The sequence below is a fragment of the Mycobacterium sp. genome (assembly GCF_035274705.1).
Taxonomy (GTDB): domain Bacteria; phylum Actinomycetota; class Actinomycetes; order Mycobacteriales; family Mycobacteriaceae; genus Mycobacterium.
The window spans coordinates 1-13,574 of the sequence record NZ_DATENY010000099.1 but is presented as its reverse complement, the minus strand read 5'-3'; the positions used below and the strand labels follow the sequence as shown (position 1 = coordinate 13,574).

The window sequence follows — 13,574 nt, the reverse complement described above, 5'->3', positions numbered from 1 at the left end:
GAGCCGGGGAGTGTGAAAGTGTTTCCATCGTCGCTCATTCGGAAGCTCGCGAATAGCGAGGAAATGCTCGCCGAGACACACAATTTCGTCGGTCTTGGCGCACAGTTGAAGGGCCCGGTCGATATCGACGCGCTGTCGGCTGCCTACGACGCGCTGCTCGAAGCACGCCCAGTCCTTACGGCTCGCCTCGAGAGAGGTTCCGACGGGCGGCATCAGATCGTCGCCGACGACCTTCTTCCCGCGGGAATGGAGGTGGTGGAGCTCGATGATCCGGCGGCCGAAGCCCCCCCTCTGCACTTCGACCAGAGCGAGTCGCTGGTCCACCTCCGAGTGACCATCCGCGACGGACAGGCGCAGCCGACCCTCTACGTCCATCACAGCCTCGCCGACGGTCATCACATGTACAGCCTCATCGAGGAACTGCTTTCCTATTACACCGATTTGCTCTGCACCGGAAGCATGCGTCGGGTCACCGTCCAGCCCGCGCCGGAACCGATAGAGGCTGTGCTCGCCGAACGGGGCATACACAAGCAGAAGCGCTCGGGTATCGAGCGGTTCATGCCGGCGATGTTCGCCTATGATCTTCCGCCATCCCGGCGAGCTGATAGCGGCGTCAAACCTCCTTCACCCGTGCGTGTTCCGATGGTGTCGTGCCGGCTGAGCGAGCGCCATACAGACGACATCGTTGCGCTCTGTCGTGCACATGGGCTCGGCTTGACCGCGGTGCTGTCCGCCGTTGTCGTGCTGGCGGAGTGGCACGTTCGCGGCACGCCGAACATCCCGGTCCCCTTGATCTACACAGTCGACCTGCGGTACTTCCTCTCACCGCCAGTGTCCGCCACCGGGTGCACCAACCCCGTTGGATTGGCGACCTATCTCGCCGACATCGACCGCAAGACCGGTGTGATCGACCTCGCCCGCGACATCGCAGAGACTTTTCAGTCGGACCTCGCCGAGGGCGTGATCCAGCAGTCGAGACTTCACTTCAGCCCGCAGTACGTCGGCAATGCGCCGGGCTTGCCCGATGTCGTCCTGCTTTCCGATAACGGTCTGGTCCCTCCCGTACGGACACCTCCCGATGTGGAAGTGATCAGCACCCACGGCGAGTTGTACTTCGCCGTCAGCGCCGGAATCGAGATCTACTTCACGCAGATTTTCGCCGGACAGTTGAGCGTCGAGTACCACTCACATGGGCCGGCGCCTGAAACGTCGGTCGAGGCCATACGTTCGCTGCTCTGCAGCATTGCAGAGCAGCACGCGGCAAGCGGTGTCAGTTAACGGGCCCGAAGGCATAGCGATGGTATTGCAGCATCTTGCGCAGCGGCGGAATCGCCCGCACCAGGCGCCCCGCCAAGCGGAAAGGAGCCGATGTCCGGCTGAAGGTGGTCGCATCGAAGAACGTCACAGCGGTCAGCAAGCGAACCCCGGAAACTCGACCCAAGATGTCCTGTGGACTATTGACGCCCCAATAGAGCGTCGAACCGGACTGCCGCTGCAATTTGTGCGTTTTCTGCGACCGGATTGTGAGCCAGTTGTAGAAGTCGATCTGCAGTTCGCCGGACGGGAACCGGTCGACGACGTGTTGCAGCAGCGCGACGCCTTCGTGCTCCGTCAGGTACATGCTGATCCCCTCGGCCAACAGCAATGTTGGCTGACCGGAAGGAATTTGGTCGAGCCACGACGGATCGGTCGCCGAAGTGGCGACCAGGTGATAGTTCGGGCGGGTCGGAAAGAGCTTCTCGCGCAAGGCGATTACGGCGGGATAGTCGATGTCGTACCATTCAACACTCGGGCCGGGATCCAGCCGGAACACGCGGCTGTCCAGACCACACCCCAGATGGACCACGGTGGCATGCTGGTGAACGGCCAGGAATTGGGACGCCCAGATGTCGTACTGGGCGGTGCGTACCGTCACCAGCGGCGTCCACCTGTCGGCAATCCCGAGGCGGCGCCAGTCGTAATCGATTCGTCTGACGGTTTCCTTGGCGAATCCATCGGCCAATATGGGCCGGTCGAAGTCAGCGTCCAGCGCCTTGCAGTACAGGGTCGTCAGCATAGTCTGCGCGGGACCGCTGAGGTCGACGGCAACTTTGTCGGTCACGTGTTTGAGCCTAAGTGCGCAGGATCCGCGGTGGGCCATGGATACAGCAGAAGTTTCGAATAGGGGAGTTGCGATGACGGATATAGCCAACGAAGGGCGCGACGAACGACCGCCGCGGGTTTTGCTGCTGTACTACACGTATTCGGGACAATCGCAGCGGGTGCTTGAGGCCGCAGGAGAGGTGTTCCGCGAGCGCGGGTGCGAGGTGCAGCAGGCCAAGATCGAATTCACGGATCAGCGGTATGCCGAACGGTTCTCGCACTTCCCGATGCGACGTGTATGGCCCGACATGCTCAGCGTGCTGCCGGCACAGAAGCGCGGTGCCACCGGGGATATCCGAACCCCGGATACAGTGCGAAACGGCGACTACGACCTGATCTGCATCGGCTCACCGACCTGGTGGCAGACCGTGAACATGCCTATGCGTTCCTTCCTGAAGTCGGATGAAGCGCGAAAACTCCTGGACGCCAAGCCGTTCGCTGTATTCGTCGTCTGTCGCCAGTATTGGAAAGAGAACTTCACGGCGGTGCGCGAGCTCGCCGAGCAGCAGGGCGGTCGGTACGTCGACGGAATCCACTTCACCTATCCCGGCGACCCGCTTCGGTCCATATTGTCGCTGACTAGTTTTCTGGGCTCAGGTGAATACCGGGACCGGTATCTGGGTGTCCGCATTCCGACCACCAACATCCAGCCAGAGCAACTGGAGCAGACGCGAAAGTTCGCGGCTGGCCTCGCGGATCGGTTGTTCGACAAGCGATCGGGACAGCCGCGATGAGCTGCATTACGTAAGGAGTGTGCTTGGCTATGTCCCGTTCATTCGACGTGTCGTTCGAATCACCGGCCAGCGTTGAACAAGTCCATTCGGCTTTCGGTGATGAGGATTATTGGCTGGCCCGAATCGCTACCTTCGGCGGCAGCAAGAGGCTGGACTCGCTGGTTGTCGACTCTGACGGCACGGTTACCGTGACTATCACCGAGGATCTGCGCCGCAGTGCGCTGCCCGGGACACTCGCCACGTTGTATCGCGGTGACCTGAACGTCCGGAGTACCGAGAGTTGGAGACCGGTTGACGAGCGCCAGGTAAACGGGGAGATCAGCGTCGCGGTGACCGGTGCGCCAGGATCGGGCCATGGTACGGCCGTGCTAGCACCAGTGGGGGAGGGCTCGCGGCTGACATTCACGGCGACCGTGGAATTCAAAGTCCCGTTGCTGGGCGGCACGATCGAGCGTTTCGTCGCACGCGAGTTCGCCCAAGGCATCCCACAAATTCAGCGCTTCACCACAACATGGATCAGCGAACATGCCTGACACGCCGAACTTCGCTTCTCCCAGCGGCATTGTGCCAACCACCGCTGAGGCGCTGGCCCGTCTCGACATGCCATTGATCGAAGCGATGAGGACTCAGCGAGCGGTGCGACGAGTTCTTCCCGACCCGGTCGATGACGCGGTGGTGCTGAACTGCATTGAGTTAGCGCTGCGGGCACCGACCGGTAACGACGGGCAGAACTGGGAGTTCATCGTCGTGAAGGACCGCCGCATCAAGGAGAAACTCGCCAAGCGCTACCGCCAGGCGTGGAAGATTCAACGCGGTGTAGTACTGAGGCGCGCCATTGCCCACGACGAGTCGATGGCCAGGATCGCGCGTGCGGCGCAGTGGCAGATCGACCACTTCACCGAAATCCCGGTCCTGGTGGTGGCCTGTCTGCGACTGGGTCCCCGCGAAGGGCGACTGCCGTTCGTGCGGATGCCTCATGTGGCCGAGTCGGGCTACTGGGGATCGATCTATCCCAGCGTGCAGAACCTGTTGCTCGCCGCGCGCGCCATGGGCTTGGGCGCGTCTCTGATCACCCTGCCGCTGTGGAGTCAGACTTCTGCGCGGAGACTCCTCAAGCTGCCTCTGTCCGTAACGCCTTGCTGCATCGTGCCACTCGGCTGGCCGCGCGGGCGCTACGGGCCAACAACCCGCAAACCGGTCGAGGAGGTTACACATCTTGATACTTACCGCAACCGCGCTTGGCTCGACACTCTTGGGCGGCCCTGAGGTGTGGCCGGTCCGATCGGACCGCGGCTACCCGAGATCGCCGTCGTCAGCCTGGCGACGCGGCTGCTCGCCGACGACTACACCATTCTCATATTCATCAACCTGGCCAGTCGTCTTTCAGCGGGGTCTATACCATCGTCTTCGCCAGGGCTTTGAGCAACCCGGTCGGCGGTATCGGCGAGTTGCAACATACGCATCATCACTTTGAGTTGCTGTCGCTATCACCGGACTCATCGTTCCGGTCATCATGACCGTCGGCGCCGATCTCGGACCGGCGCGTCGAGCCACTTACCCCGAAATCCTGAGAGTCCCTCTGATGCAGCGCTGGCTTGCCGGCCGTTTGGCTCGCGGCCTCGGCTGGCTTCGTGGTGGCCAGCTTGGTCACTTCCGCGTTGGTGCCTCGCCGAGATCGAACCTCGGAAGCGGCCGCCAAGGAGTTGACGCCGCTGGGGCGTGACTCGGACGTTGGTGTCGGGTCGATAACGGGCTGCGTCACGACATTTGTCGCCACCTCGGCTGGCGCGGGCGACGAACTTGGCTGGCTGCTGCTCGCCAGCACGGACGCCGTGCGCGGCGGGTTGAGCATTGCAACGGGTTCGGGCGGGCCGGGAATCTGCACGGGCGAGGGGATCTTCGCCTGCTCGCTGGTGGAGGCCGCCAGCTGTGCCGCGGTCGGATTGGGACGGTTGGTGTAGGCGGCGTCGATCATCGGTCTTTGGATCGCGTCCAGTGCGTCGGCTACAAAACCTAAGCCGATGTTGCGCCAGCCCTGATTTATCGGGAGGTTCTGGGTGGGCACAAGCTCATAGGTGATGTTGCCCTGCGTCCACGTCACGTTGGCTGGGTTGTTGAGTAGGGATGCCTCGGTGTAGTCGTTGTGGATGGTGTTGCCGCCCTGTATGGCATTTATCACGGCCAGCAGGTAGCCCGGTGCGAAGATGTTGTTCGGCCAGTCGGCCCAGCCGTCATACTGGCGGCTGATGATCGCTACCGGGTCTGGGGTGTTGGGCGGGATGCCCCCACCGAATAATGGCAGCAAACCGATCGCCGCGAGCTGCCCGTTGGGGTTCGACGTGTCGCCTAACAGTATGAACTTCACACCGGGCGGCGGAGTGTGGCTGTTCAGGTATGCGGAGGCCACCACCGACCCCAGGCTGAACCCCAGCACAATGTCACCCGCCTTCAATGGGGCAGATGCCAAGGCTGCCACGCCCTGCGCGATGCTCAAGCCGTCAGCAGGGTAGGGAATCTTGGTGCATGGACACAGGGTGCCGCCGAGTTGCTGCTGTGTCACGTTCACTACGATGCCCGCCACGCCGTCGAAATCGGTCGGCTCCAACGTGTAGGTCATCGCGCCCGCGGCGGGGGCGGTCAATAGCATCGTTCCGGCGGCGGCTGCGGCAGCTAGTGACTTCTTCATAATTTCCTCCCAGTGGATAAAAACGGCCAGGTAAGCGAGCTGACTGTTGCTGTTGGTGCCGCTGACCGCGGCCCCGCTGCCAACCAGTCCGGCCATGAAGCCGAAGAGGGGAGACGAGAGCCGCAACTCCCGATCGGGAGCCTTACCCACCCGTCAAGTCTAGGTCCGCCCCCTGCTCACCTGTGCGTTTCCTGCGGAATTGCTGAGGTTGGCATCCGTCCCTGCAACTTGCTGTCAACGTTCATGCTTCCCATCCTCGGCAAGCATTCGGTATTCCGTCGCACGGCTAACCCCATGGGTCTGGCTGATCGTGCCGGCCGATTCACTGCTGGCGTCGGGCTGCACTAGAGCGGCTTTAGACGCGTAAAGCACCTCGTGGCATCGATAACGCAGCGGCAGTTGCGCGTCGAGGGCCGGCCAGATAACCAGGCACATGCATTTTCCTGCGGCGACGACGATGATGATGATGCCCCGTTCCTGGCAGTGCTGTCATCGTAACTACTCGGACTGGCTGCGGACCAGCAGGCATTACTGACCCCAGCGGCCCCAGCCTGCGACTGGAACAAGTCGTTCGGTGCGATAGCCGACAATGGCGACGTGATGCCTTAAGCCAACACGACTTTCACGCTGGATCCGATCAAGCCGTTCGAAAATTTCTACAACAGCCTGTTGGCGCCTGCCAACTAGTCGGGCTTCGAGCGATGGTGCAACAAGGGTTTTCGGACGTTGGCAACGCGAGCCCGGCCGTTGACTTGGGCCCCGTGTGGGGCAATCCCAGCGACAGCTCGTTGGCCGCTCAGCGCACGGCTGGGGGCTCGACGATCACGCTGGAACCCTCTGCAGCGCAGCGATATTCAGCGCTCGAAAGAAGCCAAAGAGCTAGCCGCGTAAGCCCCTCATCACGACACGATCCCACATCCGGTCGGTTAGCAGCAGTCGGGCCAGCACGGAGGCTTTTCCAGACATCCCAACGATATAACGAGGTTTGGGGTTGTTGGCCTCGACCGCCCGGACGACCGCGCGGGCGACGGTGTCGGCGTCTACCATCACGCCGGGTATCTCGGTGAGCGCGCGTGTGGTCTCAGCGTAGCGGCGCTTGAACTCACCGTACGGATCGTCATCGGCGTACGACCGCGTCGCTTCAAGTTGGGACTCGACAAACCGAGTACGTACCCCAGTTGGGTCGATCAACACGACGCGCACGCCGAACTGCGCTACTTCCGCCCGAAGAGCGAGCGAGAGAGCCTCAACGCCGTACTTGCAGATGTGGTACGCACCTGCGCCCGGAGTTGTGAATCTTCCGCCGGTGCTGCCGATGTTGACGATTGTGCCGGCTCCACGAGCGCGCATACCGGGCAATACGGCCTGTGACAGGTGAAGCGTCGCAACAACATTGGTCTCGAAGAGGTTTCGTACGTCGCTCAACGCCACTTGCTCGAGCGGGCTTGGAAGCGGGAAGCCGGCACTGTTGACGAGTACGTCCACGCCCCCGTAGTCGGTGTGGATCTCCTCGACGAGTCTGGACACCGCGGCCTCATCGGTGACGTCGAGTTCGCGGGCTTGTAGACCTCCTGACCGCAGGGTATCGAGAGCAGTCGGATTGCGGCCGGCCGCGAACACCACATAATCTCGGGCCTGCAGCCGGTACGCGGTGGCCTCACCGATGCCGCTCGTCGCCCCCGTGACCAGAGCGGTCGGCGGGGCTTTCATCGGATCAGGGCTCCTCGGAAGGACGGTCGCAATCCGGTGGCGGCGTCATGAGGACCTGCCGCCGCGCAGAGCGGAGTTGCGTGCAGGTGCAAGGGTAGCGATTCAAGCCACCCGCGGCCGCGCAATTGGCCAGGAACTGGTTCTGCGATTGTCGCCTCACGTGCGTGATATTTTGCGGTTACTCCTAAGAAGAACCTTCGCCTCGGGAGGCTTGCAAGGTGCCCAGGGCGCACGAGAAACCGTGTGCGACATGCTTGAAGTAATCGACAGGGGACGTGTCAGCGAATCCCACCCTGTTCCGCTGCTCTTCGTCCACGGGGCCTGGCATGCGGCATGGTGTTGGGATGAAAACTTCCTAAGCTTCTTCGCCGAGAGGGGTTATCGTGCCCTGGCGGTCAGCCTTCGCGGCCATGGCAACAGCCCGACTGACAAACCGCTTCGGGCCTGTTCGGTAGCCGACTTCGTCGAGGACATCAGCGTGGTCGCCGACAGTCTGCCCACCCCGCCCGTGGTTATCGGTCACTCGATGGGCGGTCTTATCGTGCAGAAGTATCTGGAGTCGCACGACTGTGCTGCCGGTGTGTTGATGACGTCCATGCCCCCGCAGGGAAACCTCGGATCCGCCCTGCGCTGGATAAGGCAGCACCCGTGGCATTTCACCAAGATGGTAGTCACCGGCAAGGCGTTGCCCTATATCAATACTTCACAGCTCGCACGCGAGAGATTCTTCTCTGCACATACGCCCGAGTCCCACGTGGTGAAATACGCGGCGCGGCTCCAAGAGGACAGCGGGCGCGTCGGCATCGACTGCTTGGTGCTCAGCTTGCCCCACCCGAAACGGGTGAACACGCCGCTGCTGGTCCTAGGCGCCGATGAGGACGGCGCCCATACGCGAAAAGAAGTTCTTGCGACGGCGTACGCATATCGCACCGAAGCAGTATTTTTCCCCAACATGGGGCACAACATGATGCTCGAGCCCGGGTGGGCTGCCGTGGCTGAACGAATCCACACCTGGCTAGGCACGCACCGGCTTTAGGGCTCTCGAGCACCGAGGAATGGTCAGAACCTTGTGGTTCTCCGCGCGCATCAGGGGTTTTCGAGGGATTCGGACGTCGTGGCGACGCTCATCGTCGTGCCGGTCACACCCGGTCTGGTAGGCACCAATTCGAGGGGCAGATGTGCCGGCCCCCGCATCGTCGGGTTGGCGAGGTAACGGTATTCCCCGTCGAGCCGGATGGCGTCGACTCGCGAAAGCAGTTGTGTCAGAACCCGGCTGACTTCCATACGGCTCAGGGGTGTGCCCAGGCAGTAGTGGATGCCACCGCCGAAGGCGAGGTGGTCGGACGGGTTGCGATCCAGGTCGAAGGTGTCCGGGTCGTCGTAGTGGCGCGGGTCGCGGTTCGCCGCGGCGAACAGGAGCAGAACGCGTGCGCCGGCAGGGATTGTGTTCGCACCGATGGTGCAGTCGTGGGTGGCGGTTCGGTAGAACCCTTGAACAGGTGAGACAAGGCGCAGCTGTTCCTCGATCGCGGCGGGAATCAGCTCGGGGTGCTCGCGCAGCTGGGCGTACACGTCGGGGCGCTGTGCCAGGGTCAGGAACAGCCCCGACAAGAGGTTCGTCGTCGTCTCGCTGCCGGCACCGATGAGCATGGCAGCGCTCCAGAAGACTTCGTCATCGGTCATCACATCGTCGCCATCCGAAGCGGTCATCATCGAGATCAGGTCGTCACCGGGGTGGCTCCGGCGATGTGTGATGAGGTGGTCAAGGTTGCGCCGCATCGCCGCCGTCGCACGGGCTGAGCGCGCGCTCAAAGCGATTCCGTGCGGGGTCAACGGCGCGAAGGCGCTTGCGACGATCGCATCGGACCAATCCAGGAACCGTGCGTGATCTTGCTGCGGTATTCCCAACATCATGGCGATCAGTCGGTTCGGGAGCGGCTTTGCGAGATCAGCCACCAATTCGGTTCTGCCGCAGGCGATCATGACGTCGACGAGTTCGTCGGCGACCTCGTTGATGGCCGCTTGCCAGGCTTTCATCGCCCGTGGGGTGAAGGCCCGAGAGACGAATTTGCGAAGCCGAGTGTGGTCGGGAGGGTCGGCCGCGTTCATCGTCTGCAGATGGACGCGATACCGGGATTGACTCTCCGCCGAAGACAACGCGTCGTGGTCGCGCAACGCCGTCCGCACGTCGTCGTAGCCCGCTACGATCCAGATCCCGCGCTTGCGGTTGTACCGCACGTTCGGTCCGGTGAGCAGCGCACGATATCCCGGGTACGGATCGCGCATCGTCTGCGCTGAGAACGGGTCGAAGTCAGTGAGCGGTGCAGTTATCCTGCCGGTCAAGGTGGAGCCGTAGGAGGAGGCACGGTCCCGAGCGACTCCGGCCAGGCCGTCTACCCCGATCTTCAGAAGGCCAGCGCGGAATCGGAGCCTGTGCGCAAACGTCATCTGGATGAACCCTCTCGTGAAGATCCTCACGACCGACCGCGGGTTACAGCAAACACCGTAGCCCAGTTGCGGCTACAGTGGCAGAAATGTCCGTAATCCGGGATAAACATCCGTAATTAAGGAGCATATGTCCGGACAGCCGTGCGGCGTCGATCTTCACCACCATGGGGCCCAGCACCGTGGTTGCGACTTCACGAGTATGGCCGCCGGCTTGGACGCCCTATGCGACGATCAGGTCGACACCGGAGGCGGCGTGCCGCAGCACCGTGACGGATTCCGGCCACGACATGGTTTGCTCGTCAGCCTTGTTCGCGCCTTATCAAGCGGGGCGCGCCACTCCGTAGGGGAACGGGTGAAGAAAATGCGGATCGTCAGAGTTCTGGGGCGAGTGTGGATACCGCTGGTTGTATTCGTGGTCGTCGCTTGTGGAGGATTCATCGTGTCGCGGGTCCGCGGCAACTCCGGCACTGAAATGCGCCCGTCGTATGCCGTCGTTCAAGTGCACGACACCAAGTCATTCAACCAAAAGCAGGTGGTTTACGAGGTCTTCGGGCCGACAGGGACCGTCGCTGACATAAGCTATTTTGACGTCAATTCTCAGCCACAGCAAGTCAATGGAGCAAGCTTGCCGTGGTCATTGACGATTACGACGGCCTCACCGTCGGTTGTGAGTAGCATTGTGGCGCAAGGCGATAGCGACAGTATTGGCTGCCGCATCGTGGTGAACGGTGAGGTCAAAGCCGAGAGAATTTCGAACGAAGTGAACGCCTTCACCCATTGCTTGGTAAAGGGCGCATGAGCAACCATCGCGCGAGCAACGGACACACCGAGCGACCATTCGTAGCGAGAACGGTCCGCAAATTTTCGGTGATCATTATTCTTGGGTGGTTGGCGATTACGGTCGTGGTGAATTTCTGCGTTCCGTCGCTCGAACAGGTCGCCAAAGAGCGGGCAGTATCGCTGAGCCCCAAAGATGCGCCGTCGATAAAGGCGATGATGCGCATTGGCGAGCTATTCAAGGAATGGAACACCGATAGCTTGGCGATGGTCGTCTTAGAGGGCGATCGGCCGCTCGGCGACGACGCGCACCATTACTATGACAACTTAATTCGTCAGTTGAACGCCGACACGACGCACGTGCAACACATCCAGAATTTCTGGGGGGATCCGCTAACAGCGTCCGGAGCGCAAAGCGCCGACGGCAAGGCTGCCTATGTTCAATTGAATCTCGCGGGCAACCAAGGCGAGGCTCTGGCGACCGAATCCGTCGACGCTGTTCGGAATATCGTGCAGCGCACGGCCGCGCCGGACGGGGTCAAAGTCTATGTGACCGGGCCAGCGGCAATGGTAGCGGATGGGAACGAAACCGGCGAGAAAGCAGTCGTTACGATTACCCTGGCAGCAGTCACAGTGATCTTGATTATGCTACTTCTGGTATTTCGTTCGATCACTACCGCAGTTTTCCTGTTGGCCATGGTTGGGGTCGAATTGGTGGCAGTCCGTGGAATAATCGCGTTCCTCGGCCATTACGGTATCATCGGACTTTCGACTGTTGCTACCAATATCCTCATAACCCTGGCGCTCGCGGCCGGAACAGACTATGGCATATTCTTCGTGGGCCGATATCATGAGGCGCGTCAGACCGGCGAAGATCGGGAAATGGCCTATTACACCACTTACCGCGGGGTGGCGCGCGTAATCTTGGCCTCCGGTTTAACTATCGCCGGGGCGACGTATTGCCTTAGTTTCACCCGATTGCCGGCTCTTCAAACCATGGGCGCCCCGTGCGCGCTAGGCATGCTCGTCGCGGTCGCGGTCGCGGTCACACTGGTTCCCGCGGCCCTTACTGTAGCCAGCCGTTTTGGCCTCCTCGACCCAAAGCGCACGATGTCGGTTCGCCGATGGCGACGAGTGGGTACTGCAGTCGTGCGCTGGCCGGTACCAATCCTTATCGCAACGTGCGCGATCGCCCTGGTTGGTCTGCTAGCGCTGCCGGGATACCAGGTGAGCTACAAAGACTGGCAGTATTTGCCCCGGGATGTCCCCGCGAACATTGGATTGGCAGCGGCAGAGCGTCATTTTTCCCAGGCGCGGATGATGCCCGAGACGCTTATGATCGAATCTGATCACGATATGCGCAATTCGGCGGACTTTTTAGTGTTGAACAAACTGGCCAAGGGCATATTCGGCGTCGAAGGGGTTGCCCTGGTGCAAGGCGTAACTCGACCCGAAGGCGCGCCCCTCCAGCATACCTCCATACCATTCTTGCTTAGCATCCAAAACGCCGGACTGCTACAAAATATGGCGTTTGTGAAAGACCGACTGGCGGACATGCGTTCGCAGGCCGAAGAGCTTGCAGGAACCACTGCGACCCTGGAGCGAACGTATGCACTCTTGCAACAGCTTGCCGACACCACTCATCGTACGGTCGGTGCGACGAAAGAGCTTACTGACGCCACTCACCATGCGATTGGTGTCACGAAGGAAACGGTGGATATCACCAAGGAAATACGAGACCATCTCGCTGATTTCGACGACTTCTTTAGGCCTGTCCGGAATTATTTCTATTGGGAACCGCACTGCTATGACATCCCCACTTGCTGGGCGCTGAGGTCTGCATATGACGCATCGGATGGTGTGGACAAGATCACCAACAAGCTGGACGAACTCACGCCAGATCTGGACACTATCGACACGGTCATGCGGGACGAACTCACGCCAAATCTGGACAATATCGACACGGTCATGCCGCAGCTGCTCGCGCTGTTGCCCTCGCAGATCGCTACCGTAGAAAGCGTACGGACCATGCTGCTGACGACGTACAGCACCATGTCCGGGATCATTGAGCAAATGGAGCAGCTTGGCGGCGACGTAGCTGCCATGGGGCAGGATTTCGACGCCGCCCAAAACGACGATTCCTTCTACCTGCCTTCGGGGGTATTCGACAATCCGGACTTCCAGCGCGTCATAAGGCTGTTCCTGTCACCGGACGGGAAGGCGGCGCGGTTCATCATTACGCATAGGGGAGACCCCGCGACGGTCGAGGGCATCTCGCGGATCGATGCGATAAAGACGGCCGCCGAGGAGTCTCTCAAGGGGACGCCACTGGCGAACGCCAATATCTACGTCGCCGGCACCGCGGCGACCTTCAAGGACCTGCGCAAAGGCTCGAACTACGATCTTTTGATCGCGGGGATTGCATCGCTTTGCATCATTTTCATCATCATGTTGATCATCACTCGAAGTCTTATAGCTGCCCTGGTGATCGTGGGTACAGTGGCGCTGTCTTTGGGCGCATCGTTCGGGTTATCCGTACTGCTCTGGCAGTATATTCTCGGCTTGAACTTGAACTGGCTGGTGCTAATAACGGCCGTGATTATTCTTTTGGCTGTGGGGTCAGACTACAATTTGCTTCTGGTCGCACGGTTCAAAGAGGAAATTGGCGCCGGGCTGAAGACAGGCATCATCCGGGCGATGGGCGGCACCGGCAAGGTCGTGACCGCCGCGGGATTGGTGTTCGCTTTCACGATGGCTTCCATGGCGGTTAGCGACCACCGCGCTGTCGGACAGGTGGGCACCACGATTGGTCTCGGTCTGCTGTTCGACACGCTGGTGGTGCGGTCGTTCATGATGCCGTCCGTCGCCGCGCTGCTAGGACGCTGGTTCTGGTGGCCACTGAACGTTCGCTCGCGTCCAGCCCGCGTGACACGGCTGCCTGTCTCACGCGACCTGCGTTTTGGGATCGAGCGAGAACCGAGTTCTCAGCATAGGTAGCTGCCACTGCACAACTCGCGCGCGACCCGTTGTCGCTTCGGCCAGTAATGGCGGGTGATTTCGTAATGTGCTGCAGTGCA

At 61.1% G+C, this 13,574-nt stretch carries 11 protein-coding genes; 7 read left to right on the top strand and 4 right to left on the bottom strand.

Translation table 11 applies throughout. From position 1 onward, the window contains the following. Nucleotides 1–18 precede the first annotated feature (18 nt). Nucleotides 19–1,278, top strand: a complete 1,260-nt coding sequence (locus VJV41_RS20940; RefSeq protein WP_325336942.1) for a phthiocerol/phthiodiolone dimycocerosyl transferase family protein — start codon at nucleotides 19–21, stop codon at nucleotides 1,276–1,278. Here VJV41_RS20940 and VJV41_RS20935 read toward each other — a convergent pair. After that, entirely contained in the window at nucleotides 1,271–2,101 is an 831-nt protein-coding gene (locus VJV41_RS20935) for a class I SAM-dependent methyltransferase (protein ID WP_325336947.1), read from the bottom strand. The two genes, VJV41_RS20940 and VJV41_RS20935, sit on opposite strands and share 8 nt — an antisense overlap. A 73-nt stretch (nucleotides 2,102–2,174) precedes the next feature. Here VJV41_RS20935 and VJV41_RS20930 point away from each other — a divergent pair, with 73 nt between their 5' ends. Genes VJV41_RS20930 through VJV41_RS20920 form a run of 3 tightly spaced genes read left to right on the top strand, consistent with a single transcriptional unit; the run spans nucleotide 2,175 to nucleotide 4,142 of the window. Further along, nucleotides 2,175–2,876, top strand: a complete 702-nt coding sequence (locus VJV41_RS20930; RefSeq protein WP_325336941.1) for a flavodoxin family protein — start codon at nucleotides 2,175–2,177, stop codon at nucleotides 2,874–2,876. A 29-nt stretch (nucleotides 2,877–2,905) separates the two neighbouring features. Further along, nucleotides 2,906–3,409 carry a DUF2505 domain-containing protein gene (locus tag VJV41_RS20925; RefSeq protein WP_325336940.1) on the top strand — a complete coding sequence of 168 codons (504 nt, stop codon included), beginning with the start codon at nucleotides 2,906–2,908 and terminating at the stop codon, nucleotides 3,407–3,409. Next, nucleotides 3,402–4,142 carry a nitroreductase family protein gene (locus VJV41_RS20920; protein ID WP_325336939.1) on the top strand — a complete coding sequence of 247 codons (741 nt, stop codon included), beginning with the start codon at nucleotides 3,402–3,404 and terminating at the stop codon, nucleotides 4,140–4,142. Before VJV41_RS20925 ends, VJV41_RS20920 begins: the two co-directional genes overlap by 8 nt. Before the next feature lie 199 nt (nucleotides 4,143–4,341). Here the strand turns inward: VJV41_RS20920 and VJV41_RS20915 are convergent, their stop codons facing one another. Both VJV41_RS20915 and VJV41_RS20910 read right to left on the bottom strand, forming a co-directional pair. Further along, nucleotides 4,342–5,658: a PE-PPE domain-containing protein gene (locus VJV41_RS20915; RefSeq protein ID WP_325336938.1), complete on the bottom strand. Its 1,317-nt coding sequence runs from the start codon at nucleotides 5,656–5,658 to the stop codon at nucleotides 4,342–4,344. A 783-nt stretch (nucleotides 5,659–6,441) separates the two neighbouring features. After that, nucleotides 6,442–7,272: an SDR family NAD(P)-dependent oxidoreductase gene (locus VJV41_RS20910; protein ID WP_325336937.1), complete on the bottom strand. Its 831-nt coding sequence runs from the start codon at nucleotides 7,270–7,272 to the stop codon at nucleotides 6,442–6,444. Between the two features lie 250 nt (nucleotides 7,273–7,522). Here VJV41_RS20910 and VJV41_RS20905 point away from each other — a divergent pair, with 250 nt between their 5' ends. Continuing rightward, entirely contained in the window at nucleotides 7,523–8,308 is a 786-nt protein-coding gene (locus VJV41_RS20905) for an alpha/beta hydrolase (RefSeq protein ID WP_325336936.1), read from the top strand. A 50-nt stretch (nucleotides 8,309–8,358) separates the two neighbouring features. Here the strand turns inward: VJV41_RS20905 and VJV41_RS20900 are convergent, their stop codons facing one another. Beyond that, nucleotides 8,359–9,720 carry a cytochrome P450 gene (locus VJV41_RS20900; protein ID WP_325336935.1) on the bottom strand — a complete coding sequence of 454 codons (1,362 nt, stop codon included), beginning with the start codon at nucleotides 9,718–9,720 and terminating at the stop codon, nucleotides 8,359–8,361. A gap of 361 nt (nucleotides 9,721–10,081) precedes the next feature. Here VJV41_RS20900 and VJV41_RS20895 point away from each other — a divergent pair, with 361 nt between their 5' ends. Together VJV41_RS20895 and VJV41_RS20890 are read left to right on the top strand one after the other, a co-directional pair. Next, a complete protein-coding gene (locus VJV41_RS20895; RefSeq protein WP_325336946.1) occupies nucleotides 10,082–10,519 on the top strand; it encodes an MmpS family protein in 438 nt (145 codons plus the stop codon). Continuing rightward, on the top strand, nucleotides 10,516–13,494 hold the full coding sequence (locus tag VJV41_RS20890) for an RND family transporter (protein WP_325336934.1): 2,979 nt from the start codon (nucleotides 10,516–10,518) through the stop codon (nucleotides 13,492–13,494). The genes VJV41_RS20895 and VJV41_RS20890 overlap by 4 nt, the downstream gene beginning before the upstream one ends. Nucleotides 13,495–13,574 lie beyond the last annotated feature (80 nt).